The 26,680-nt window shown below is 29.8% G+C and carries 24 protein-coding genes; 19 read left to right on the plus strand and 5 right to left on the minus strand.

Going from position 1 to position 26,680, the window contains the following annotated elements; genetic code table 11:
* Positions 1-24: 24 nt before the first annotated feature.
* From argB to argC, 3 genes are read right to left on the minus strand one after another with little or no spacing between them, the layout of a single operon-like run.
* Positions 25-879 (minus strand): acetylglutamate kinase, encoded by an 855-nt coding sequence (argB, locus tag J418_RS0109685; protein ID WP_412778458.1) that lies wholly within the window; start codon positions 877-879, stop codon positions 25-27.
* Positions 880-911: 32 nt separating this feature from the next.
* Positions 912-2,132 carry a bifunctional glutamate N-acetyltransferase/amino-acid acetyltransferase ArgJ gene (gene argJ / locus J418_RS0109690; protein WP_017895485.1) on the minus strand — a complete coding sequence of 407 codons (1,221 nt, stop codon included), beginning with the start codon at positions 2,130-2,132 and terminating at the stop codon, positions 912-914.
* Between the two features lie 36 nt (positions 2,133-2,168).
* Positions 2,169-3,209: an N-acetyl-gamma-glutamyl-phosphate reductase gene (gene argC, locus J418_RS0109695; RefSeq protein WP_026093868.1), complete on the minus strand. Its 1,041-nt coding sequence runs from the start codon at positions 3,207-3,209 to the stop codon at positions 2,169-2,171.
* Between the two features lie 331 nt (positions 3,210-3,540).
* On the opposite strand from argC, the gene J418_RS0109700 reads away from it, so the two are divergent.
* From J418_RS0109700 to J418_RS0109750, 11 genes are all read left to right on the plus strand, one after another.
* Positions 3,541-4,713 carry a DUF4317 family protein gene (locus J418_RS0109700; RefSeq protein ID WP_017895486.1) on the plus strand — a complete coding sequence of 391 codons (1,173 nt, stop codon included), beginning with the start codon at positions 3,541-3,543 and terminating at the stop codon, positions 4,711-4,713.
* Positions 4,714-4,879: 166 nt separating this feature from the next.
* Positions 4,880-5,626 (plus strand): Fe-S cluster assembly ATPase SufC, encoded by a 747-nt coding sequence (sufC, locus tag J418_RS0109705; protein ID WP_017750975.1) that lies wholly within the window; start codon positions 4,880-4,882, stop codon positions 5,624-5,626.
* A 27-nt stretch (positions 5,627-5,653) separates the two neighbouring features.
* Complete coding sequence (sufB, locus tag J418_RS0109710) at positions 5,654-7,060, plus strand: Fe-S cluster assembly protein SufB (protein ID WP_017750976.1); 1,407 nt, start codon at positions 5,654-5,656, stop codon at positions 7,058-7,060.
* Positions 7,061-7,071: 11 nt separating this feature from the next.
* Positions 7,072-8,235, plus strand: coding sequence for a Fe-S cluster assembly protein SufD (gene sufD / locus J418_RS0109715; protein ID WP_017895487.1), 1,164 nt, complete (start codon positions 7,072-7,074; stop codon positions 8,233-8,235).
* Positions 8,228-9,490, plus strand: a complete 1,263-nt coding sequence (locus J418_RS0109720; protein WP_017895488.1) for a cysteine desulfurase — start codon at positions 8,228-8,230, stop codon at positions 9,488-9,490. Before sufD ends, J418_RS0109720 begins: the two co-directional genes overlap by 8 nt.
* Positions 9,477-9,935, plus strand: coding sequence for a Fe-S cluster assembly sulfur transfer protein SufU (sufU, locus tag J418_RS0109725; RefSeq protein WP_017750979.1), 459 nt, complete (start codon positions 9,477-9,479; stop codon positions 9,933-9,935). Before J418_RS0109720 ends, sufU begins: the two co-directional genes overlap by 14 nt.
* Before the next feature lie 197 nt (positions 9,936-10,132).
* Entirely contained in the window at positions 10,133-10,279 is a 147-nt protein-coding gene (locus tag J418_RS0109730) for an aspartyl-phosphate phosphatase Spo0E family protein (RefSeq protein WP_017750980.1), read from the plus strand.
* 137 nt (positions 10,280-10,416) lie between these two features.
* Complete coding sequence (locus J418_RS16160) at positions 10,417-10,560, plus strand: cyclic lactone autoinducer peptide (RefSeq protein WP_017750981.1); 144 nt, start codon at positions 10,417-10,419, stop codon at positions 10,558-10,560.
* Positions 10,561-10,631: 71 nt separating this feature from the next.
* A complete protein-coding gene (locus J418_RS0109740; protein ID WP_017750982.1) occupies positions 10,632-11,960 on the plus strand; it encodes a sensor histidine kinase in 1,329 nt (442 codons plus the stop codon).
* Complete coding sequence (locus J418_RS0109745) at positions 11,957-12,511, plus strand: accessory gene regulator ArgB-like protein (RefSeq protein ID WP_017895489.1); 555 nt, start codon at positions 11,957-11,959, stop codon at positions 12,509-12,511. The genes J418_RS0109740 and J418_RS0109745 overlap by 4 nt, the downstream gene beginning before the upstream one ends.
* A gap of 76 nt (positions 12,512-12,587) precedes the next feature.
* Positions 12,588-14,129: a phosphohexomutase domain-containing protein gene (locus J418_RS0109750; protein WP_017895490.1), complete on the plus strand. Its 1,542-nt coding sequence runs from the start codon at positions 12,588-12,590 to the stop codon at positions 14,127-14,129.
* A 45-nt stretch (positions 14,130-14,174) separates the two neighbouring features.
* Here the strand turns inward: J418_RS0109750 and add are convergent, their stop codons facing one another.
* Positions 14,175-15,206: an adenosine deaminase gene (gene add, locus J418_RS0109755; protein ID WP_017895491.1), complete on the minus strand. Its 1,032-nt coding sequence runs from the start codon at positions 15,204-15,206 to the stop codon at positions 14,175-14,177.
* A 95-nt stretch (positions 15,207-15,301) separates the two neighbouring features.
* Between add and J418_RS0109760 the strand changes: the two genes are divergently transcribed.
* The 6 genes from J418_RS0109760 (at position 15,302) to J418_RS0109785 (ending at position 22,066) form a co-directional block, all read left to right on the plus strand.
* Positions 15,302-16,597, plus strand: a complete 1,296-nt coding sequence (locus J418_RS0109760) for a glycoside hydrolase family 18 protein (protein ID WP_017750986.1) — start codon at positions 15,302-15,304, stop codon at positions 16,595-16,597.
* A 1,290-nt stretch (positions 16,598-17,887) separates the two neighbouring features.
* Positions 17,888-18,445 carry a hypothetical protein gene (locus J418_RS0109765; protein WP_017750987.1) on the plus strand — a complete coding sequence of 186 codons (558 nt, stop codon included), beginning with the start codon at positions 17,888-17,890 and terminating at the stop codon, positions 18,443-18,445.
* Positions 18,446-18,661: 216 nt separating this feature from the next.
* Positions 18,662-19,357, plus strand: a complete 696-nt coding sequence (locus J418_RS0109770; protein WP_017750988.1) for a hypothetical protein — start codon at positions 18,662-18,664, stop codon at positions 19,355-19,357.
* Positions 19,358-19,405: 48 nt separating this feature from the next.
* Positions 19,406-20,101: a metallophosphoesterase family protein gene (locus J418_RS0109775; protein WP_017750989.1), complete on the plus strand. Its 696-nt coding sequence runs from the start codon at positions 19,406-19,408 to the stop codon at positions 20,099-20,101.
* A 71-nt stretch (positions 20,102-20,172) separates the two neighbouring features.
* A complete protein-coding gene (locus tag J418_RS0109780; RefSeq protein WP_017750990.1) occupies positions 20,173-20,895 on the plus strand; it encodes an ABC transporter ATP-binding protein in 723 nt (240 codons plus the stop codon).
* A 1-nt stretch (position 20,896) separates the two neighbouring features.
* A complete protein-coding gene (locus tag J418_RS0109785) occupies positions 20,897-22,066 on the plus strand; it encodes an ABC transporter permease (protein ID WP_017895492.1) in 1,170 nt (389 codons plus the stop codon).
* Between the two features lie 48 nt (positions 22,067-22,114).
* Here J418_RS0109785 and J418_RS0109790 read toward each other — a convergent pair whose 3' ends face one another.
* Positions 22,115-23,530 (minus strand): MFS transporter, encoded by a 1,416-nt coding sequence (locus J418_RS0109790; RefSeq protein ID WP_017895493.1) that lies wholly within the window; start codon positions 23,528-23,530, stop codon positions 22,115-22,117.
* A 706-nt stretch (positions 23,531-24,236) separates the two neighbouring features.
* Between J418_RS0109790 and J418_RS0109800 the strand changes: the two genes are divergently transcribed.
* Both J418_RS0109800 and J418_RS0109805 read left to right on the plus strand, forming a co-directional pair.
* Positions 24,237-26,306 (plus strand): ArnT family glycosyltransferase, encoded by a 2,070-nt coding sequence (locus tag J418_RS0109800; protein WP_017895495.1) that lies wholly within the window; start codon positions 24,237-24,239, stop codon positions 26,304-26,306.
* A 31-nt stretch (positions 26,307-26,337) separates the two neighbouring features.
* Complete coding sequence (locus tag J418_RS0109805; protein ID WP_017751001.1) at positions 26,338-26,622, plus strand: putative quinol monooxygenase; 285 nt, start codon at positions 26,338-26,340, stop codon at positions 26,620-26,622.
* Positions 26,623-26,680: the final 58 nt, after the last annotated feature.

Genomic DNA, 26,680 nt, shown 5'->3' on the forward strand with positions numbered 1-26,680 from the left:
TTCTATTGACTTTTACTAGCTGGTCTAATAAATCATAGTTCCTATGCCTTGTTTTGAAAATAGTTCAAGAAGAAGAGAATGAGGAATTCTTCCATCAATAATGTGTGCTCTTCTGACTCCTGCTTTTATTGATTCTGTACAACAGTTGATTTTTGGTATCATTCCACCATTTATTATATTGTCTTTATATAATTTTTTAATTTCTTCTAGATTTAGTTTTGATATAAGAGTGGAAGGATTATTTACATCTTCCATAACTCCGGGAACATCTGTAAGAAGTATCAACTTTTCAGCTTTTAATGCAGATGCAATTTTAAAAGCACAAGTATCTGCATTTACATTGTAAACTTCAGAATCATATCCAAGTGCAACACTGCTTACTATAGGTATATATCCGTTGTCCATACAATTTTTGATGATTTCTGTGTTTACTTCTGTAATTTCACCTACATGTCCTAAATCTACATCAGAAGAAATCTTTTTAGCTTTGAGCAGGGAACCATCTATACCGCATAGACCAATGGCTTTTCCACCGCAACTTTCAACTAAGTTAACAAGATCTTTATTTACTTTTCCACATAAGACCATTTGAACTATATCCATAGTTTCATCATCTGTATATCTTAGTCCGTTTATAAATTTACTTTCCTTATTTAATTTGTTTAAATAAGAAGAAATAAGAGGACCTCCACCGTGAACTACTACCAAATTTATACCTACACATTTCATAAGTATTAAATCATTTATGACATATTTTTTTAAATCTTCATTTATCATGGCGTTTCCACCATATTTAACTACCAATGTTTTACCTCTATATTTTTGAATATATGGCAATGATTCTGCCAATACACTTCCTATTTCGTTGTGATTCAAAATGTATGCCTCCTTTAATTTGCACTATTTTTTATTTAGGATCTGTAATCTCCGTTAATCTTAATATAATCATAAGTTAGATCACAGCCCCAGGAAGAAACAATACAAGAACCACAATTCATATTTACAATTATTAAAATTTCATCCTCTGATAATATTTGTTTTGCAATATCTTCCGAAAAATCTACAGGATATCCATTTTTGAATACTTCTATAGTTCCTTTTGAACTTTCCATGGATAATTGTAGTTTGTTTATATCAAAGTCCACACCGGCATATCCCAGTGCATCTAATACTCTTCCCCAGTTGGCATCAGCACCAAACATGGCAGTCTTTACTAGATTTGAACATATTACAGACTTGCTTAAAATTTCAGCATCATGTTCATTCGGAGCATTTATTACTTTGCATTCTACTAATTTAGTAGCACCTTCACCGTCTTTTGCCATCATTTTAGCTAAAGTTATATTTATTTCATTTAATGCTTGTGAAAATATTTGGTAATCTTGATTTTCTTCATCTATAACTGGATTTCCTGCAAGACCATTGGCAAGTATAAGAGCCATATCATTTGTTGATGTATCTCTATCGACTGAAATTCTGTTGTAACTAACTTTAACAGAATCTTTCAATGCCTTGTTTAAAAGAGCGGTAGATATGTTTATATCTGTAGTAATAAAAGCAAGCATAGTAGCCATATCAGGATGTATCATTCCAGAACCTTTTGTCATTGCTCCTATAGTTACAGTTTTATCACCAATTTTGAAACTCAGAGAAACTGTTTTTAGTACAGTGTCAGTAGTCATTATGGCATTTGCAGCATTTTTATGTTCATCTTCACTTAATGAATTTACTAAATCAGGTATAGATTTTTTTATAGCATCTATATTTAACTGGACTCCTATAACTCCAGTAGAAGCTACAAGAACATCTTCTTTTTTTAATTCAAGTAGATCAGCACAGCATGAGCACATTTCCTCTGCATTTTTAATACCTGTATCTCCAGTACATGTATTTGCATTTCCACTGTTTATAATTATGGCTTGTGCCTTAGAATTATTTAAATGTTCCCTTGTAACTATAAGTGGAGCACCTTTAACTCTATTTTTAGTGTAAACACCAGCAGAATTGCATGATTCTTTTGAATACACCAAGGCTAAATCTTTTTTATTTCCCTTTTTGAGACCTGTACTGACACCGGATGATTTAAAACCTTTAGGTGATGTAACGCCCCCTTTTGTAATTTTAAAATTCATATTCAATTATCCTCCTTTTAATGTACAAATAATATATTAAAAAATAGATGGTACGAAATTAAGACCTTCTTTTTCATCAAAACCCAAGGCTATGTTCATATTTTGAATTCCCTGACCTGCTGAACCTTTGATCATATTGTCTATGCAGGAAATCAATATTAACTTGCCATTTTCCTCATCGTAGTGAAGAGAGATGTCACAGTAGTTTGAAAGCCTTACATTATTTATCTTGGAAACTTCCCCTAATGGAAGTACATTTACAAATGGCTCACTAGCATAAAATCTGCAGTATTCATCATGAATTTTTTCCATATCTACTTTTTGCTTTGGAGTAGTATATATGGTAGATAGAATTCCTCTGTTTATTGGCAGAAGGTGAGGAGTAAATGTTAGTTTTATATCACTATTTGAAATAGAGTTTAATGTTTCTTCTATTTCAGGTGTATGTCTGTGTTTTGCTATTTTATATGCACTTAAACTTTCGTTACAATTAGTAAAATGCGATGATTCACTAAGACCTCTTCCAGAACCAGTTACTCCTGATTTGGAATCTGAAATTATTCCTTTTTCTTCTATAATGCCTTTGGAAATCAAAGGAAGAAGAGCAAGTTCTATGGAAGTAGCATAACATCCTGGATTTCCAATTATTTTTGTATTTTTGATCTTCTCTCTGTTGAGCTCTGGAAGACCGTATACTGATTTATCATGTAAATCAGCCATGCTAAAATCTTTTCCATACCATTTCTTATATGTAAGTCCATTTTTGAATCTAAAATCGGCCCCCATATCTATGCATATCTTGTTTTTATTTAATATTTTTTCTGCAATATTTTCACTTAAACCGTTAGGTAAAGCTATAAAAATTGCATCACATTTCTCTATTACAGTATCTTCATCTTCACATATGAGATCACTTATATTATAAAAATTAGGGTATATACTTGAAAGCTTTTTCCCATTATAACTGACTGAAGATATGGCTGATATTTCGACTTTGCTGTGGCTTGATAAAAGTCTTATTAATTCTGCTCCTACGTAACCTGTGCCACCTATTATTCCAACTTTTAGCGATTTAATTACCCCCTCACTAACTATAAAAACATATTTATTATTATAAAACTTTATGAATAATTATGCAATATAGTTTATAAAAATTAATACCTGTATTTGCTAATTCATAAAGACCTCTATAAATAGCAAATACAATAAAATTATAATTTTTTATTTCATAATAGTCAATGATTTTCAAAGTAATTATATTGTGAAGTATTTCTTATAATATATGTATAAGTATACATATCATGATTAATAAATATTGCTAATACAAAAAAGTGGGAATAGCTATTTACAACTACTGGTATTTGTTATAATGTTAATAATGAAAAATTTATACATTATGGAGGAGAAAATGAATAAAAAGGATTTATCAGATATTAGAAAAGAATTCAAAATTGATAGTTATGCACTTCCAATAAAAGAAGTATACAGTGTATATTTAAAAAAAGATAATGGTCAGATAATAACAAATGAATTGACACCATTTGAAATGATGGATATTGAAACTAGAGAATTGTATTTAAATAATTTTAAAAAGGTAGTCACAGGTACAATAGACTCAAAAATATTTGAACTGGATTTTAAAAATCAAAATCTTGAAGAAAATTTACAGGAAGGTACACAAAACATATTATATAGTGCACTAAGTGAAAAAAAGAGTATACCTGATTTTGCGGATAAAATAGTGGACAAAATCCGTGATAATTTTAATTATGATACAGATATAGTGATAAATTTTATTAAATCTGAATACTATAGGGGAAATAAAAAAAGCAAAAGTCAAGATGAAAATGTAGAAGATTATATACAAGCTATAGAGTTTATACTTTGTAGTGTAAATAAAGTAGATGTTCCAAAGAAAGTTTTAAAGTTTGATTATTCCGAGATGAAGTTTAAATCAAATTCTATTTTAGATGTTACTATAAATTTAAATTCACCTCTTGACGGTTTTGTGTTTCCAAGTTTTAGTTCTGAATATGTAGATGTAAATAAGTTGATTTATTATTCACATAAGGCGAAACAAATAAATGACGCTTTTGTACAGGGCGTATTGGATTGCAATATGAAACCTACAGCTGTGGAAGAAAAGGAGAGTTTTACTGCTATAATTCAAACAGCAGTGGAAAATGAAATAAAACCTGAAGTCATGCAGCAAATATATGAAAATATAAACGAAAAACTTGAGTATGAAAATGAAGATGATGAAGAACCCAAAGTAGATATGAAAGAAGTTGTAAATATATTATCACAGAGTGGTATAGAAAAGCCTGAACTTGTAAAAAATGCGTTTGAAGAAGTATGTGGAGGAGATTATGAATTTAAAGTCAAAAATATAGTGCCTGATTTTGAAAGAAGATCTGTTAAGATAGAAAATGATAATATAAATATAACTATTACTCCGGGAAATTTGAATACAGTTAAGCAGATAAGAGATAAAGATGGTAGAAAATGTCTGCTTATAGTATTAAATGAGGATGTTACAATTGATGGATTGAATATTGAAACTGAAAACCAAAATTATTAAACATGAGGTTTTTTTGCTGAAATGTTGATTATTATCAAAATAAATAGTAGAATATAAATAGAAATAATTCTGAGTGTTTAAGTCTGATATGTTTTGAACTTATATGAATTTGATTTTTTTTAATATTAAACAAGAGTTAAATACTCGGATATAAAGGAGAGATATAATGGACAATAAATTACTGAAAATAAATAATTTGAAAACAAGAGTGGGGGACACGGAAATACTGAAGGGTCTTAATCTTGAAATTGGAAAAGGAGAAATTCATGCAATCATGGGACCAAATGGTGCAGGAAAATCTACTCTTGTAAATACTATTATGGGTCATCCTAAGTATTCTATATCAGATGGAGAAATGTTATTTGAAGGAGAATCTTTAAATAACTTGAAAGTTGATGAAAGAGCCAAAAAAGGAATATTCATGTCGTTCCAATATCCAGAAGAGATACCTGGAATAACTGTTGAAAATTTTCTTCGTACTGCAAAGACTGCTGTTACAGGAAAAAATATAGGTATATTAGCTTTTAGAAGAGCTCTAAAGGAAAAATTAAAACTCTTAAAGATAGATGAAAGTTATGCACAAAGATATTTGAATGTAGGTTTCTCTGGTGGAGAAAAGAAAAAGAATGAAATACTTCAAATGGCAGTTCTCGAACCTAAATTGGCTATGCTTGATGAGACAGATTCAGGGCTTGATGTAGATGCTGTCAGAATAGTATCAGAGGGAGTCAGCAAACTTAGAAATTCAAATAATTCAATACTTATAATTACTCATCACAATAGTATATTGGAATATTTGACACCAGATTATATTCATATTCTTGTAAATGGAAAAATAGTTAAAACTGGTGATGCTTCATTGGCTGATGAAATAGAGAAAAATGGATATGATCAATTTAAAGCTTTAGTATAAAGATTTACTTAAAAAGAGGTGTTTTTTTTGGAAAATGATAAAACTTATATAGAAGATGTCCACAGAAGTATTTATGATATAAAAAATGAAGTTAAATACAGTTATAAAACAAATTCTGGACTTACAAAAGAAATAATAGAGCAAATATCCGATGAAAAAAACGATCCGGAATGGATGAGAGAATTCAGATTGAAATCCCTGGATATATATAATAGTATGCCAATGCCATCATGGGGACCTGATTTAAAAGGGCTGAATATGGAAAATATAGTTACTTATATAAGACCTGATACTGATATGAAACACGATTGGAATGATGTTCCCGACGATATAAAAAAGACTTTCGATTTACTTGGTATTCCAGAGGCAGAACATAAATCACTGGCAGGTGTGGGAGCACAGTATGATTCAGAGGTTGTTTATCATAATGTAAGTGAAGATCTTAAAAAGCAGGGTGTACTCTATATGGATATGGAAACTGCTATAAAGGAACATGAAGATCTTGTAAAACCACATTTTATGAAACTTGTTCCACCAACAGACCACAAATTTGCAGCACTTCATGGAGCAGTCTGGTCTGGAGGATCATTTGTGTATGTACCGGCAGGAGTAGAAGTAGATATTCCAATTCAATCTTATTTTAGATTAAATGCTCCAGGAGCAGGACAGTTTGAACATACTCTTATAATAGTTGAAAAAGGTGCAAAAATTCATTATATAGAAGGATGTTCAGCACCTAAATATTTTGTAAACAATCTTCATGCAGGATGTGTTGAGTGCTATATAAGAGAAGGAGCTTCACTAAAATATAGCACTATAGAAAACTGGTCAAGAAATATGTATAATTTGAATACAAAGAGAGCACTTGTAGATAAAAATGCGCATGTAGAATGGGTATCCGGTTCCTTTGGATCTAAAGTTTCAATGCTTTATCCAATGAGCATATTAAAGGGAGAAGGAGCAAAGGCTGATTTTACTGGAGTAACTTTTGCAGGAGCAGGCCAATATTTGGACACTGGATCAAAAGTAGTTCATGCAGCACCTAATACAACATCCACTGTAAATACAAAATCAATATCTAAAAATGGTGGAGTTGCAATATACAGAGGCCTTTTGAGTTCTACTAAAGATGCAGATAACTCAAAAGCAAGTGTATCCTGTGAATCACTTATGCTGGATAGTGAATCAAGATCAGATACAATACCTGTTATAAGTGTGGCAAATAATAATGTTGATGTAGGCCATGAAGCTAAAATAGGAAGAATAAGTGATGATGCTATTTTCTATCTGATGAGCAGAGGCCTTACTGAAGAAGATGCAAGAGGCATGATAGTTAGAGGATTTGTAGAACCTATAGCAAAAGAACTTCCACTTGAATATGCAGTAGAGATGAACAACTTGATCAAACTTGAATTAAAGGGAAGTATAGGATAAGGAGGTACGGTATGATAGACAGTAATAGTAAGGATATAATTTCTACTTTTGAAAATAAGAAGAATTTTAAATTAAATCAAGCATATGTTGCTACATGGAAGTACCTTGGATTGAATAGCTTTAACATGGATAATTACAGACTTCCACAAATAGAGCAATATAAAGAAAAATATATGGATTTTAATAAAGAGGAATTTGATGGGTTAACTATAGTTCCTACCAAGGATGCATCAAGGAATGAGTGCTTTTGCGGATGCTCAAGTTTTAAGACTGCAACTTCCGTATCAAAAGATTTTGTAAGACTTGCAGAAAACGGATTTAATGCAGGTGTATTTATAAAGGTTCCAGAGAACAAGATTGTAGATTCTTATTTAAGACTTAATTTCAATCTAAACAAGAATAATACAACTCTTATAGATAATAATATAATTGTAGCTGAACCAAATAGCAAATTTACGTTAGTTGTGGATTATATTACACAGGATAAGGAAACTGCAGCATTTCATAATGGATTAACCAAAGTATTTGCAAAAGAGGGATCAGAAGTAAATGTTGTAAAGATTCAGAGAATGAATGACAAATCAACTCATTTTGATTCAAATATGGCACTGGTAGAAGGAAATGGCAAAGTAAACTGGGTAACAATAGAAATTGGAAGTGGAATAAATGTTACAAATTATAATTCCGATTTAAAAGGAGACCACAGTTCAGCTGATATATACTCTGCTTATTTAGTAGATGGAGATAGAAGACAGGATATCTATTATACTACTAATCATTTTGGAAAAGAAAGTATGAGCAATATGGTTATAGAGGGAGTATTGAAAGATAGAGCTAGAAAGATATTTAAAGGAAATATAGATTTTAAGAAAGGCTCATCTAAGTCAAAAGGTGCTCAGTCCGAAGAAGTATTACTTTTGGATCCTACTGTTAAAACAGATACCGTACCAATGCTTTTATGCCATGAGGAAGATGTAGATGGAGTTCATGCAGCTAGTGTAGGTAAAATAGATGAGAATCAGCTTTTTTATTTGATGAGCCGCGGACTTGATGATAGAGAGGCAAAAAAGCTTGTTATAGAAGCTAGGTTTAGCCCTATTTTTGATAGAGTACCTGCAGATGATTTAAAAGAGTTTCTATCGGAGGAACTTAGAAGGAGGCTCGTAAATGGATAGAGTGAGTTTGAAAAATTCAAATATAGATGTGAAAGAGATAAGAAAGGATTTTCCCATATTATCCATAAAAGTAAATAATAAGGACTTGGTATATTTTGATAATGGAGCAACCACTCAAAAACCAAAGGCTGTTATGGAAGCCGTTAGAAGATATAATGAAGGATTAAATGGAAATCCTCATAGAGGAGCTCATTATCTTGGCGTTACATCTACAGAAGCTTATGAAAGTTCCAGAGAAAAAGTTAGAGAGTTTATAGGTGCAGAAAAAGCTTCTGAAATAATATTTACAAGAAATGCTACAGAATCATTAAATTTAGTAGCTTACAGTTATGGATTAAATTTTATAAATAAAGGTGATGAAATAGTAATTCCTGTTTCAGAACATCATAGCAACATACTTCCATGGCAAATGGTAGCTAGGACAAAAGGTGCTGTACTCAAGTACATGTATCCAAATGAAGATGGAAGATTAACAGAAGAAGAATATAAGAGTAAAATAACTGATAAAGCGAAATTGGTTGCTATAGCACAGATGTCTAATGTTCTTGGAACCAAATATCAGGTCAAGGAAATTTCAAAATATGCTCATGAAAAGGGTGCATTAGTTTTAATAGATGGTGCTCAAAGTGCACCTCATATGAAAGTTGATGTGACAGATATAGATGCCGATTTCTTTGTGTTTTCAGGGCATAAGATGTTGGCTTCCATGGGTATAGGGGTATTATATGCAAAGGAAAGATTCTTATTGGAGATGCCTCCTTTTTTAAGAGGTGGAGATATGATAGAGTATGTAACTGAACAGGATGCAACTTTTGCAGAGCTTCCATTTAAGTTTGAGGCTGGTACTCAGAATGTAGAGGGCGCTGTATCACTTTCAGCAGCTATAGATTATCTAAACTCAGTAGGGCTTGATAATATTGAAACTTATGAAACAGAGCTTACGGAATATGCACTAAAAAAGCTTTCTGACATAGAATATGTTACAGTATATGGGCCTAAAGATGTTAAAGATAGAGGAGGAATTGTTTCATTTAATATAAAAGATATTCATCCTCATGATGTTGCAAGTATATTGAATAATTACGGTGTGGCAGTGAGAGCTGGACATCATTGTGCACAACCTCTTATGAAATATTTGAAAATACAGGCATCAGCAAGAGCTAGTTTCTATTTTTACAATACTCGTGAAGAAATAGATAAATTTGTAGATGCTGTCAAACAGGTAAGGAAGTGGTTAGGTTATGGACGATCTTAGTCTTATATATTCAGAAATAATAACAGAGCATAATCAGGATACAACAAATAAGAGAAAAATAGAGGATCCAGATATAAAGGAAAGAGGACACAATCCAAGTTGTGGAGATGATATAACACTTTCATTGAAATTCAATGGAGATATCATAGAAGATGTAGCCTATGAAGGAAGTGGATGTGCTATATCTCAAGCATCCACATCCATGATGATAGATTTAATTAAAGGTAAAACTATTGAAGAAGCCATGGATTATGTAAATACATTTATTGGTATGATAAAAAAGAAGGTTACAGATGAAAAACAATTGGAAAAATTAGAAGATGCTATAGCACTTAAAAATATATCTATGATGCCTGCTAGAGTAAAATGTGCAGTGCTTGCATGGCATACTTTGGATGAAGCCATAAAAAAGAAAAATGTTGAAAAAATTCCCTCACAAAAATAAAATTTAGACTGTTTTAATTGAAAAATCAATTGAGGCAGTCTTTCTGTTAATAATATGTTTAATAACAAAAAATACTTTACATAAGAACATAAGTTCGTTATAATTAAAATGCTGGAAATATTTCGAACTATTTACTGTAATAACCCAATATTATATCACATAATATTTAGTAGAAGATGGTAGGTAATGTAAAGTATATGAAAAACTTATTGGATGAAGTATTGGAGAAACTGAGGGATAAATTGAATAAAATGATGGATTCAGACGAGTATACAGATGCAGAGATATTAAAAGTAAGCCAAAAATTAGATGAACTTATTGTATATTATTACAAATCACATTAAAATAAAGAGGGTTCAACATAAAAAATTTTATATTAATATGAAATTTTTCTATGTCATGCAGGAAAAATAAAGTCTTTGTAGAATATTTTAATTTAAGACAAGTAATATTATCTTAAAATTATGGGGAGGATGTTAAAATGAAATTTTTAAAAAGTTCTTTAACAAAAAAATCAATGAAAATGATAGGTTCCTTAGCATTATTTTTAGGGGGAATAGTGTTAGTACCAACATCGCTTGTTAGTGGACATCAACCAAAATGCCCTGATGAGTTATTAAAGTAATTAGTTTAGGCTTCTCCATAGATATATAATTTCTGTGGAGAGTCTTAATTTGTTATACATAGGAGAAAAATATGCCGGTTATAAGAGAAATAGTATTGGACAGTATAGAGGCTGTGCTTTTTTTAATGGTTTTTGAAATATTATATAATAACAAGCAATTTATAAAAGAAAATAAAATTAAAGCATTTAGTTTTTGTATATTTTATGTTGCTGCTAGTTATTTTAGTACATTTTATATTAACAAAGTTTATCATACGTTAGTGCTTTCAATATTTTGTATTTTGTTATTGACATGTATTGCTAAAATAAGATTTTTTATTTCATCTGTAATATTTTTTCTGTTTATTTCAATGATTTTTATTACTGAAAATTTTGTTGAAATCATACAGATGTTTGTATTTAATATAAATTTAAATCAACTTTTTTTTAATCAAAAATACTTATTGATTTTTGTAATTAGCTCTAAACTACTTCAGATATTTATCGTAATGATTATATTTAAATTGAACAAAAAATTTGGAAAATTTAATTTGTTTAGCCATAAGGATACAGTTTTGTCAAGTTTAATAATTCAAGTTGGTATATTTGGATTTTTTGTATTCATAATGAACTTTAGTGCACCTAACATAAAAGATTCCAAAACATATAATATATTAATTTTTATCTTGTATTTTATATTTTTAATAGTTGAATTAAAGGAACTGAAAAATTATAGAAAATATATAAAAATAGAATCAAATTATAAAATTCAAGAACATCAGATTAAAAACATGGAAGAAATAATCAGCATAATAAGACAGGAAAAACACGATTTTGCAAATCACATTAATGTAATATGGGGATTATGTTCTTTAAATAAACCCAATACAGTTGAGAGAATAAGGACTTATGTAAGTGGAATTTCAGATACTATTCATTCATCATTTAAGTACATAAATACAGGAAATGATTATCTAGATGGATTATTGTCTATTAAAAATAATTATGCAATAAAAAATGATATAAATTTTGATATAATGATTGATGAGCCATTTAGTAAGATAAAAATAAAGGAAAATGAGTTGATAAGTATTGTAAGCAATCTTATAGATAATGCTTTTGAAGCATTTTTATTTGGATCTGATATTGAGAATAAAAAAATAACCTTTGATACTTTTATTGAAAATAAAAAGTTCTATATTGAAATATCCAATAATGCTGATATGATTCCAAAGGATATTCAGGATAAGATTTTTAATAAAGGGTTTTCAACAAAAACTAAAAAATCAAGTGATCATGGATTTGGACTATATATTACTAAACAATTAATTGAACAAAATGATGGATTTATATCTCTCGAAAGTAATTCTGAAATAACTAAGTTTTTAATTGAATTTAAAGTAAAGGAATCAAAAAAATGAAAAATTTTATATCTCATCTAGTAGAAAAAATTTCTAAATCAAATCCTGAATTTTCAGATTTACAGTTAAAGAAAATGGAATATGGATTAACTTGTATTTTCGATGAGATTACAAAATTAATTCCTTATTATATAATATTTTGGATATTTTCTATTCAAAAATATTATATAATTGCTTTAATATTCTTTTGTCCTATTAGGCTATTTTCAGGTGGTTATCATGCAAAAACCTATTGGGGATGTTTTATTATGAGTTTTATTATATTTTCTACAATTATTATTGTTGGAAAATATTTAATAATTAATGTTAGTATTTTATCAATACTATTAATTATGTCTTTTATTTGTATTTGTATATTTTCACCTGTAGATAATGTTAACAGGCCAATCAAGAGCAGCGAACGTAAAAAGCAGCTTAATAAGTATTCAATAGTTATTACATTTATACTAATTGTAATTTGTTATTTTATTCCTAATAAAGTTTTAACTACTGCTGTTATATCAATTTTAAGTGCTACAATAATGATGATGATTGGAAAATTAAATATATAATATATTATTATATAAAAAGCTTAAAATAAACTATATAAGGAGGTGAACCCTTTGGCATAAAATCACATTGTGTTTTATGCTGGGGAAGGAAATGGATAGTAAATGGGAAAATGTAAAAAATAGTACGGATATCAGAGGCGTTGTAATAAAAAATTCCGAAAGGGATGTAAACCTTATAGATAGTATGATTTCAAGTATAGCGAAAGCTTTTGTGTTGCTTTTATCCAGAAAAAAGAATAGGGATTTGAGTAAACTTAAAATATCTATAGGAATGGATTCTAGAATAACTAGTGAAAGTATAAAAGAAATCTTAATTTCTGAGATCAAAAAATTGGGTTGTACTGTAATGGACTGTGGCTTATGTTCTACACCGGCAATGTTCATGAGTACAATATTTGAAAATTATAAATCAGATGGAGCTATAGAAATAACGGCCAGTCATCTTCCTTATTATTATAATGGATTTAAATTTTTTACTAATAAAGGAGGGTTTGACAAGGAGGATATAAATGAATTACTTGATATTGCACAAAATGAAAAGGTTTGTACAGTGCAAAAATTAGGAGCTATAATCAAATGTGATCTTATGAAAGACTATAGTAATTTTTTAATAAATAAAATAATAGATGGAATAGACGATAAAGAACACAGATTGAAACCACTTGAAAATTTTAAAATAGTTGTAGATGCTGGAAACGGTGCAGGTGGATTTTTTGTAGAAAAAGTATTGAATCAATTGGGAGCGGACACTAATGGAAGTCAATTTATCGAACCAGATGGTACTTTCCCAAATCATATACCGAATCCAGAAAAAAAGGAAGCTATGGATTCTTTAAAAAAGGCTGTACTTGAAAATAAAGCTGATATTGGAATTATATTTGATACAGATGTGGATAGAGCAGCTATAGTAGATAGTTATGGAAGAGAAATAAATAGAAATCTGCTTATAGCATTAACTTCTGCTATTGTTCTTGAAGAACATCCAGGATCTATAATAGTGACTGATTCTGTTACCAGTAATGGGCTCAAAAAATTCATAGAAAAAAGAGGAGGTATACATCATAGATTTAAAAGAGGCTATAGAAATGTTATTAATGAAGCTATAAAATTTAATAATGAAAGCAGAGAGTGCCATTTTGCTATTGAAACTTCTGGACATGCTGCTTTAAAGGAAAATTATTTTTTGGATGATGGAGCTTATCTGGTTTGTAAAATACTTATAAAAATGGCAAGATTAAAAAATGACAGTAATGGAAAGCTTTCTGATTTGATTTCTGATTTAGATAGTCCATGTGAAAGCAAGGAATATAGAATGAAAATTAAATTTAATGATTTTAAAGAGTATGGTTCCAATATTTTGGATAACTTAAAAGACTATGTGAAAAGTATTAATGGATGGGGCATTGAACCTGAAAATTATGAAGGAATAAAGGTAAATTGCAATAAAGAGAATGGAGATGGCTGGTTTTTATTAAGGTTGTCATTGCATGAAGCTGTAATGCCATTAAATATAGAATCAGATAGTCAAGGAGGAGTTGAATTTATAGTTCCAAAATTAATAAAATATCTTATGAAATATGATAAACTAGACCTTTCAAGTATAATTGATAGGCAATAAAACATAAAGCTTGTAAATTTCAAATGGAATTTACAAGCTGATTTACTAAATATGCATATCATTTACAAATGATAAAAATTTAAAATTCAAGCTGTCTTTATCCTTTTTATCTGCAAAAGAATAATCTATGCTATTTTTTATAACCTTTTTTATATCATTCAAAGTGAAATTTTGATATTTTACAAGGTATTTGAATTCATCAACTATACTTGTATTTGATACAGTTGTATTATCTGTATTAACTGTTATTATAATTCCATTATCCATATATGACTTTACTGGATGCTCTTTGTAGGAGTTAACTGCAGAAGTATTTACATTACTTGTAATACAAACCTCAAGAGGTATGTTATTTCGTTTTAGATATTCAACTACATGGCTATCTTTAAATGCAAACACACCGTGGCCTATTCTTTCTGCATTTAAAAGTTCTATGGATTTTATTATATTTGCAGGATTGCCAGTTTCTCCTGCATGTACAGTACGGTGCAGTCCATAATATTTTGCCATATCAAAAGCCTCTCTATGTATTTCAGGAGGAAAATCAGCTTCATTTCCAGCTAAATCTATTGCTGAAACTCCTAAACCTATAAAGTCTTTTGCTGTATTTACTAGATCTTTACTCATTTCTGGAGATTCATGTCTCATAGCACATAAAATTAAATTTGATGCAATTCCATATTTTTTTCTACCGTCTTTTATAGCATCTATGCTGGCATTTATTACATCTTTTAAACTTAGACCTTTCTGCAAATGGTTGAAAGGTGCAAACCGAATTTCCATATAGCATATATTTTGCCGTGCGGCATCCTCCAATAATTCCGATGTTATTCTATATATATTATCATAGCTTTGCATAATTTTTATAGGAATATCAAATTTGTTTAAGTAGTCTTTTAATGAATCACATTTTCCTGATACTTTTACATATTTCTCTAGTTCGCTTATGCTATAAGATGGAAGAGAAATATTATCTTTTCTTGAAATATCTATCATGGTTTGTGGTCTTATACTACCATCCAAATGACAATGTAAATCTGTTTTGGGTATAGTTTCTAATAATTTATTCAAGTTCATAAAATCACATCCTTTAATTTATAATAACATAAATATTAACTAAATAATTGTAGTTGAATATATTATATAATAGTAATAAAAAAGGAGTTGCCATTTTGAATATATATGTAGTAATAGGGGGAGATTCTATATGGTCCATATCACAAAAGTTTGGAGTAAATCCAGAAAACATAATAAGGGCCAATGCATTGGATCCAAATGAGAGTTTAGTAATAGGACAAACACTTGTAGTTCCATCAACTGAAAGGTCATATATGGTGCAGCCAGGTGATTCTCTTTGGAATATAGCTAGTAGATTTGGAGTATCGTTAGAAAGTATAATTTCAGTAAATAATATTTCTGATCCTGCTCAAATCTATCCAGGTATGATGATTATAATACCTGCACAGTCAAAAAATTATGGATATATAGAAACAAATGCTTTCATACAGCCTGGAAGCCCTGAAAGAGATAGAAATTTAGTAAGCGGTGTTGCAAGATATTTGACTTATTTGACTCCATTTAGTCATCAGGTTACAGAAGATGGAAGTTTAACACCTTTAAATGATGATGCAGCAGTGAATACAGGAAGAAATTTTAGAACAGCACCACTTCTATCTGTAACAAATATATCAGGGGATAATTTTGATAGTAATTTAATACAAAATATATTGAATAATGAAAATCTACAAAATAATTTAATTGACAATATTGTATCTGAACTGCAGGCTAAATCCTATTCTGGTGTTGTTATAGATTTTGAGAGAATTCCACCAGCAGACAGGGAAAAATATAATGATTTCTTAAGAAAATTAGTGGCAAGACTGCATCCTATGGGATATGTAGTTGGCACTGCTCTTGCACCAAAGACGTATGATATTACAACAGGTTCATGGCATGGAGCACATGATTATAGGGCCCATGGAGAGATAGCTGATTTTGTAATTATTATGACTTACGAGTGGGGGTGGTCAGGAGGTCCACCAATGGCCGTAGCTCCAATTAACGAAGTAAGAAAAGTTATAAATTATGCAGCAAGTGTAATACCTGCAAACAAGATATTTATGGGAATGCCACTTTATGGATATGATTGGACATTGCCGTATATACCAGGAGGAGAGTTTGCTGAAGCGATAGGAAATCAGGAGGCTATAGATAGAGCTAGAAGATATGGAGCAGAAATAAAATATGATGAAGTTTCTCAATCGCCTTATTATAATTATATAGATGAACAGAGAAGAGAACACGTAGTATGGTTTGAAGATGCCAGAAGTGTTTCTGAAAAGTACAAACTATCAAGTGAATATGGACTGAGAGGAGTTAGCTATTGGGCATTAGGTCAGCCTTTTCCTCAAAATTGGCAAGTATTAGATAATATGTTTTTTATAGAAAAGGTTATACCAGATGTATAAATGTAAAATTTTTTAATTTGAAAGGATGAATGTTCATCCCTTAAGTGCTATTTATACTGTAAGTTTTTCTTAAAAACAAAAGCTAGGGATAAAATCCCTAGTATAATAAATATTGACACGAAAAATAATTTTTTATTAATATAGGAGAACAATCAAAAACTTAAGAACTGGGGATTTAAAATCCCCAGAATAAAAGAATTTATCAATATATTTGAGCATAATATTTTAATTTATGTAAACATCAAATATTAATAAAATAATATATTGATAATCTTATACTATTATAGTGTGCAAGATTTGAATTATTATACTGGAAATCGCAGGAAAAAGGAAGAAGAGGTATTATAATAATATGGTGTGATTTTCTTATAGTAATATACTGTAATTATGAGTAAGTATATATTTTTTGTAAGAAAAATTTATAATACTACTTAATAGAAAAGATATACTTTAAATTAGTAAAATACGGAGCTAATCTAAATTCATACTTAAATAGATGATTAACAGTTTATTAACAGACTATAACTTGAATTAGCATATATTTCCACATATAATAATACGTTTCCTAGGAAAAGTCCTAGAGAAAATAAGAATAATATTTTAAAATATATGAAAAAGTAATGGTAATTACCAAACAAGCATTCATAATGTTTTGTATGTTCATTTTAATATATAAACTTTGTTTATTTATGTTATTTTTTAAGGAAACTTTAAGGATATGAGTATAATATAATAATTGAAAAAGCAAAATAAATTTAAATAATAGTTCCCCTATTATGACAGCAAAATAAGTACTGGTGAAAACTGGTACTTATTTTTGTTATTATTTAATTTAAAATCAGAATTTAATATACTTGAATGAATGTAGTAATATAATAAAAACATTTTCACAAACTATTTAATAATAAATAACAATAAATAATATAAAATTATCAATAATAAGTTGATTTTTTAATAAAATAGTAATATAATATTATTAAAAGTAATTGCCCTATGTAAACCATAAATAAAGTTTCAACACTGAATTTACAGATAGGTATCTATCACCTAAGGTGCTTATCTGTAAACTAACAAAATTAATTTAGTAAATAGTAGAATAAATGAATATATGCGTCCTAAACACTTAGTGTTTAGAGGGGAAAAAAGCTCATAGTTTTTATGGGCTTTTTTCTTGTTTAAGTATTTATTTTAATAGGTAACAATAATGTAAATATTTGTTAATAAATTAGAAATATAAATAACATAGTATATTAATAAATGCATAGTAACCTATTATAGAGGTGAATACGAATGAACAAAAAATTTAAATTAAGAATGCTTTCTTTAATTACAGTATTATCAATAAGTAGTGTTGCTTTTGCTGGATGCAGTTTTGCAAAAGCTCAAAACTCAGATGCCAGCAGCAGTAATAAGAGTAGCTCTACTACTCAAGCTGCTACAAAACAGGATAAAAAATCTTCAACTCCAACATCTACGGCAGCATCAAATCAAACTAAGGATGATACTGCTAAACAGAATAAGTATTATCTTTCTGATTTCAAAATGGTGTTAAATAAATTAACATCTTCAAAGGCTATAACATCTTTTCAAGAATCAGCAATATTAAATTTATTTAATAAACAAAAAATAACATCAGAAAATTTTGAAGCACAATTGGATACATTAACAAAAGGAAAAGTTATAACACAGTCTCAAAAATTAAAGATACTGGATTCATTTAAAGCAAATAGTAAAGTATCCAAAGCTCCAATAGATAAAAATAATTCAACTAACAAGGACAAGCCACAGCAGAATAATTCTAAGCCTACGTCCAATCACAATGTTAATCAAAAATCCAAAAGTAAATAATAAAAATATATGAGTATGACACAATATTGTCACATTAGTTGTATAAAATTATACTATACTAAGAAATTGATCTTAGGAAAAATATAATAATTCCCTATACACAAAATAAGCGCCTATGTTTTTAGAGCGCTTATTTTGTAATTAAATTTAAATTTTTAATATTTATACTACCGAAAAAAAGTAAAAATAGTTAATATAATAGTAGGGGGTGTTTTTATGAAAAGAAATCTTATAAGTATTGATTGGGATTATTTTATACCTATAGATGAAAGATTGAGTGGTTCATATATTGAAAATAAGAGAAATATCATGACGATATGGTATAAAAGATATTTTGAAAATAAAAAGTGTGGAATAAATATAGAAAAGTCTATTAGAGAGGGGATACAATTAAATTCATTTTTAAAAAAGATAAAGAATTACTTTAATTTTGGAGAAAAAATAAAGATGTATGTATCTGATTCTCATAAATTTTCTTACGATATAGCGAAAGTGAATAAATGCAGTAATATAATAAATTTTGATGCCCATTCTGATCTTGGCTACGGTGGTCTTAAATCTATTGGGTTTGAACTGAATTGTGCAAATTGGCTTGGAAAATTATTGAAAAATAAAATAGCGGACAAGGCCAATATAGTATACAGTCCCTATACCTATGAAAAACCAGAAGAATTCTCAGAAATAAACAACATATTTAATATAAAATATCTAGATATTGAACATTTACCTAAGATTAAAGTTGATGCAATTCATGTATGCAGATCTGGAAGTTGGACACCTCCTTGGCTTGACTATAAATTCTATGATTTTATAAAATCCTTTAATATTTCATATAAGACTATTGATTGTCCAAAGAGAAATTGGAATCCCGAAAATCTTAAACTGGCAGATAAAATATACATAATGCTTTAATTATGGTATAATTTTACTCACAATTATAATTGGAAAAGAGGTATTCTTATGAAAATAGCAGTTATTTCAGACATACATGGAAATATTGAGGCACTTGAAGAGGCATTTTCCAACATTCAAAATAGAAATTTAGATACTATAGTGTGTCTTGGAGACTTAGTAGGATACGGTCCCTATCCGAATGAAGTAGTAGAGTTCATAAAAAAGAACAATATATTGAGCATACTTGGAAATTATGATGCAGCTGTACTGGAAGAAAAATTTAATTATATAAGAGATAATGAAGTAAATAAATTCTGTATGCCATGGGCTGCCAAAGAAGTCAACAAGGAAAATAAAACTTATTTAAAATCACTTCCAAGACAGATAATTATTGAATTTAACAACATGAAAATTAGATTTGTACATGGAAGTACAAGGGCTATAAATGAATATTTAATTGAAAATTCCAGGCAATCGGAAGAAGTAATGGAAAATTTGCAGGAAGATATTTTAGTATGTGGACATACACACATACCTTTTAGAAAAGATTATGGGAGTAGAATACTTTTAAATGATGGAAGTATTGGAAAACCTAAAATAGGAAGGCCCAATGGAACTTATCTCATTATAGATTTGAAATCAGATCACATAAAAACTGAAATTATAGAGTTTACATATGATTATAAAAAAACTATAGAAGCTATGCAGAAGAAGGGAATACATCAAGCATGTATTAATAATATAGAAACTGGAATTGAATGAATTATATTGAAAAGCAGTATGGAACATGTTAACATTTTAGGTATACATATCAAAATGAAAGGATTGGATATATGCTTGAAATAAAAGATGTTAGCAAAAAATTTAAAGATTCAAAGGTGGTTGATAGACTGTCCTTTAATGTTAAAGAAGGGGAAATAGTCGGACTACTGGGGGAAAATGGTGCAGGAAAAACTACTACATTGAGAATGATTTCAACTATGTTGAAGCCTACTGAAGGTACCATAAAAGTAAATGAGTATGATGTAGTTAAAAATCCTTCACAAGTAAGAAGAGAAATTGGTGTTTTATTTGGCGGCGAAGTGGGAATTTACGATAGATTGTCAGCTAGAGAGAATATTGAGTATTTTGGAAGATTGTATGGAATGACTAAAGAAAATATAGACAAGAAAATAGAGGAACTTACTCAAGATTTGAAAATGGAAGAGTATATAGACAAGAGAGCGGGAAAATTTTCACGCGGTATGAAGCAGAAAGTTTCCATAGCAAGAACTATAGTTCATTCTCCCAAGGTAATGTTATTTGATGAACCAAGCACTGGTCTAGATGTTTCCGCTGCCAGAGTTATACATGAATTTATTTTAAAATGTAAAAGTGAGAATAAGATAATTCTGCTCTCTTCTCATTCTATGGAGGAAGTAGAGAAGCTTTGTGACAGGTTAGTCATAATTCATAGGGGAAAACTTGTAGATGAAGGTACAGTAAGCTATTTAAAAGAAAAATATAAAAATGATGATTTAGAAGAAGTTTTTATAAGATTAATAGGGGGTAAATAAAATGAATAACTTTTGGGTAATTCTGAAAAAAGAACTTACAGATATATTCAGAGACAAAAAGACACTTATATTCACTATATTACTTCCCATTATAATGTATCCTGCCATGTTTAAAATTATAGATTCTACTATAGAACATACTACAAATTCAGTTAAAAAAAATGTTGTTATTGCATACAGGGGAGATGAAAACTCTTCCATCTATAAAATTTTAAAATCCATGAATAATATAACTATAGATAAAAGCGGCAATGAAGATGAAAAACTGAAAAAAGGAAAGATATCCATTATAGTGGATGTACCTAAAGATTTTGACTCGAAAATTTCATCTGAAAATAAAACTAATATAAATATAATATATGATGAAGATTCCAATAAATCCAATATGGCGTATTCCATGTTAAAGGAAACTTTTGATAAATACAGCAATAATATAGTGAATAATAGATTAAAATCAAAGGGAATTAGTGAAAGTGTTTTAACACCTTTTGACATAAAACAAAGTACCTTAAGCAAACAGAGTGGAGATTCTATGGCTCAAGGTATATTGAATGTACTTCCAACTATAATAATTATATTCATGATAAGTCCTACTATAGGAATAGCAGCAGATTTAATAGCAGGAGAAAAAGAGAGGGGGACTTTTGAACCTCTTTTATCAACATCAGCAGGAAGAATGTCTATATTTTTCGGGAAACTTGCAGCTATTTCTTCTGTGGCATTGATTACTTTGATAGTAACTTTAGGCTCAATGCTAGGTTCAATGATCTATATATTTTCAAGCGGTGGTCAATTTACTATACCTCTTAGAGCTTTTGCAGTTATAGGAATAGTTTCTATATTTGTATTGGTGGCACTTAGTTCCATAGAAATATCCATAAGTATATTTGCGCGGTCCATGAAGGAGGCAAATACTTATTTAGGTGGCTTTATAGTTCCCGTAATGATATTAACCTACATACCATTTATGATGGATGCCAAAAATATAAGTTTTGCATTTTTCAATATTCCCGTAGTAAATGCTGTTGTAGTTATGAAAGAAGCCATTGTGGGAATATTTAATCCTACACATATTTTAGTAGTTATACTATGGCATATTGTATATGTAATAGCAGCTGTATTATTGGCAAGATTTATGTTTTCAAAAGAAGAAGTTGTATTTAGATCTTAAAAAATTCGGGGCATCACTTGATGTCCTGAATTTTTTTATCTGCTTTTTCTATATGGTTTGCCTTTTTGTGAAAATCAATCTTGAAAATGAGAGTATGATTGCCAGTATGCAGAAAGCCGCTGCAGTCAAATATACGAATTTCATAGCATATATGAAAACATCAGGTCTTGATGATATAAAATTAGTTACTTTATAACCAATTTTTGAACTCATTCGATTATATAGTAAAACTACTGAAAAAGCTGTTCCGAATACCATTCCAACATTTCTAACCAGAGCGTTTATACTGCCAGCTATACCAAGTTTATCTTTGGAAGACAAAGACATGATCAATGAATTATTTGGAGATTGAAAGAGTCCGTTTCCTATGCCTAATATTGCAACTCCTAATATTATATGAAAATAAGTGGAACTTGAATTTAATGAAGACATTATTACAAGGCCTATAACAGTAGAAGATAATCCTAAAAATGTAGGAATTTCTCCACCTATTTTATCAGATATATAACCGCTCAATGGAGCAAATATCCCAGCGAATATTGGGAATACTACCATAAAAAGACCTGATTTGGCAGGTGATATTTTTATTAAGTATTGTAGATAAAATGGATAAATTATATTATGGCAGAATATTACTGTGAAAGATATAAAAGCACATAACAAACTTACATTAAATAATTTGTTTTGAAACATGGAAAATTCCATCAAAGGTTGTTTTAGACTTTTTTCTACCAAATAAAATACTATTATGCATAAAACTGCAATTATAAAAGAAGATATAATGTAAATATTACTCCATCCAAGTTTCTCACCACTAGAAAGTGCCCAGAAAATACATATTATAGATATCATGAATAAAAAAGAACCGGCTAAATCAAGATCTTTCAAATGACCATTTTTATTGTCTTTCGGTAATATCTTTATACCAGCTATAAATGCAATTATTCCAATTGGTATATTTATAATAAATATAGACTCCCAGTTGAAAAATTGTACTAAAAAACCACCAATTGGCGGACCAAGCATAGTTCCTATAGCCACTGTGGATCCAGATAATCCAAGAGCTTTTCCTCTTTCACTAGGCAAGAATGTTTCAGCTATTATTCCTTGATTTGAAGACATTATCATAGCAGCTCCTATTGCTTGAATTATTCTTGAAATTATAAGAAATTGAATTGTGGTTGAAAGTGCACATAGAAGAGAACCAAATGAAAATATCATAAATCCTCTATGAAATACCGTACACTTTCCTATTAAATCACCTATTCTACCGAATATAAGAATTAATGCTGATATCACAATTAAATAACTGGTTACAACCCACTGGATAGTATCTATGCCGACAGATAATTTACTTGCCATGTCGGGCAGTGCTACATTTACTATACTTGCATCTATAGTTGCTACAAGAGGACCCATTAATACGACGGTTAGTATCTTTAATTTGTGTCTATTTTCTTTCACCTAAAATTTGACCTCCCTTCTTGTAAATCTAATACAGTACATTTTAATTTAAATATTTTTATGTGTCAAACAGAATTTAGAGTCAAATACAAATATAAAATAATATAATATTGTAAATAATTCATTTCAAATTTTTAAATATATACAATCATATTATGTATTTACATGCACAAGGTTAATTGCTTATAGAATATTAACAAATTATTATAATATTTTAATATGTTGAAAAAATGTAAAAAATGAATTGAAATATTTGAATCTTATAAATGATTTTTATGTATAGACAAGAAAATTATAAATACTGCTCAAAAATTGTATGATAAGCTATATTAAAGTGGGTCAGTGAATTTTTCTTGAGATACTGAAGTATTCCATTTGCAATAACTTCAGCACCTGGATTTTTATTGGAAATTTGAAAGGATACCAGTTTATTGCCGAAGAAGTCCATACCATACACACAATCTCATTTTGAACTAACATTTATCCCTATAAGTAAAGTAGCTGTTTGTTGTTCAGTGATTCTTAAGAACTGAATTATATTTGGATGATAGCTTCTAAATTAGCAGTACAATTATCCTAAAGTGTCCATTTGATTTTGATGGGCACTTTTAAATTTGTATTTTGTTAATTGTTTTGACATATTATTTTAATATGTAAATTATACAATTATTGTTATAAATACGAAAAATAAAAGGAGGACAATAATTTGTATAACAGAATAAGATTGACGAAACGGCACATTCCACTTATATTTATGTTGCTGCTATCTGCAGTTTTGAATTTTGTAAATCTTGGTATAGAGGGGTATGGAAATACATTTTATGCAGCAGGTGTGAAAAGTATGGTGATGAATTTGAAAAATTTCTTCTTTGCATCTTTTGATCCTGCAGGTTTCGTAACTATCGACAAGCCACCGGTTGGTTTCTGGATTCAGACTATATCTGCAAAGATATTTGGATTCAGCGGCTGGAGCATAATTCTGCCTCAAGCCTTAGCAGGAGTAATTTCAGTTGCAGTTATATACCATATTGTAAAAAGATCTTTTGGAAATACGTCAGGATTAATTGCTGCACTGTGTCTTGCAATAACTCCTATATCCGTAGCAGCAGGAAGAAACAATACAATCGACAATTTACTCGTACTTCCAATGCTTCTTGCATGTTGGGCTGCACTAATAGCGGCAGAAAGAGGAAAAATAAAATATCTAATACTGAGTCTTGTAATGGTGGGTATAGGATTCAATATAAAAATGGTAGAGGCATACATGGTAGCCCCTGCAATATATATAACATACCTTCTGACTTCCAGCATGAGCTTCAAAAAGAAAATGCGGGATCTTATCGTGGGTACCTTAGTACTTTTGGTAGTATCATTGTCCTGGGCCGTAATAGTAGACCTTGTACCTGCAAGTCAAAGGCCATATATAGGTAGCAGTACGAACAATACTGTCATGCAGCTTATAATAGGACACAATGGTCTGGAGAGGATTGGAATAGGTGGTAGAAATGGTCAGATGAATGATAACTTCAGAAAGAGAAATAGGCTTGATCAAGAAAACAATTTTGGAGGATCAGGTAATTCCAATTTGTCAGTCAGTTTTAAAAGGGCAAACAGATATGGATCAGGAAATAATTTTAGATCAGGAAGCAATTTTGAAAATAGAGCAAATGAAGCTTATAGTAGAAATTCACAGAGTGGTATATTCAGATTATTTGGCAGTGGAAATATGTCGGATCAGATATCATGGATTCTAATGCTTGCTATAATTGGATTTATTGCTGCTGCAGTAAAGGAAAAACTGAAAGCTCCTTTTAACAACAGAAGAAAATTGTCACTTATACTATGGGTTGCATGGCTGTTGCCTGAATTCATATATTTCAGCTTTTCGAAAAATATAACACATACGTATTATCTGACTACAATGGCTCCATCCATTGCAGCATTAGCTGGGATTGGATTATTTGAAATGTGGGAATTTTACAAGTCAGATTCCCACAAATCCTGGATTTTACCTACTGCGCTTATTCTAAATGGTTTTATTGAAATAATTATTTTATCCCATAATGGTAAATCTGCGGGATATAGAATCATAATCATATTAACAGCAATTTTATGCATTGTATCTTCAATAGTACTTTGTATAATTAATTTGAGCAAGCGTTACAAAAATAAGATTGTAATAAGCAGGACATTCGCTGCTATCGCATTTGCAGGTATATTAGCTGCTCCTGCGGTATGGTCGTTTACTCCAATGTTCTATAAAATGAATGGAAGCAGTCCATCGGCAGGATTGGAACTTTCAAGAAGCAATAGCAGGTCATCAATTGGCATGTACAATAATGAAAGCAGTGGGAACAACTCTAAACTCATAAGTTTTCTGGAGAAAAATTATAAGAAAGAAAAATATCTTGTAGCAGTTCCTTCAGCTACATCATATGGTTCCGAACTCATACTTGAAACAGGTAAATCTGTAATGGCACTTGGAGGCTTTAGTGGTTCCGATCCAATACTTACATTAAAACAGTTCAAACAGCTGGTGAACAATGGAGATGTAAGATATGCTATTGTAAATATCACAAGCGGTAGAATAAATAGTCCAAATAACAATATTGTGAACTGGATAAGGAAAAGTGGTACAATAGTTCCAGAAAGTGAATGGAAAGATTCAACCAGTTCAATGCAGCAGACAGCCAATCAATCATCTGTGAGTGGTTTCGGGATTTCACGAGGTGTAAATTCTACAGAATTATATGATTTGAAATCTGCTCATTCTTGATATTTATATAATATAAAGGAGAGGATTAATTTTGATAGTAAAAAATGTAACCTTTCATATCAAGCCAGATTATACTCAGAAATTTATTGCGGCAACGCTTGAAAATCAAAGGAATTCAAAACTTGAGAAAGGAGTCAGCTGTTTTGACTTTCTTCAATGCAAGGATGATCCAACAGTATTTTTGCTGTATGAAGGATACATCTCTGAATATGATATGGAAGAACATCTGAAAACGGAGCATTTCAATAAATGGATAAATACTGTGGAAAAGTGGTTTTCAAGTCCGAGGAAAAAAGTCACATATGTTTCCGTGTGAAAATTATAATATGTATAATTAAGTATATGGAGAGTGTCCACATATGTGGACACTCTCC

It is taken from the genome of Clostridium tyrobutyricum DSM 2637 = ATCC 25755 = JCM 11008 (genome assembly GCF_000359585.1).
GTDB classification, from domain to species: Bacteria; Bacillota; Clostridia; order Clostridiales; family Clostridiaceae; genus Clostridium_B; species Clostridium_B tyrobutyricum.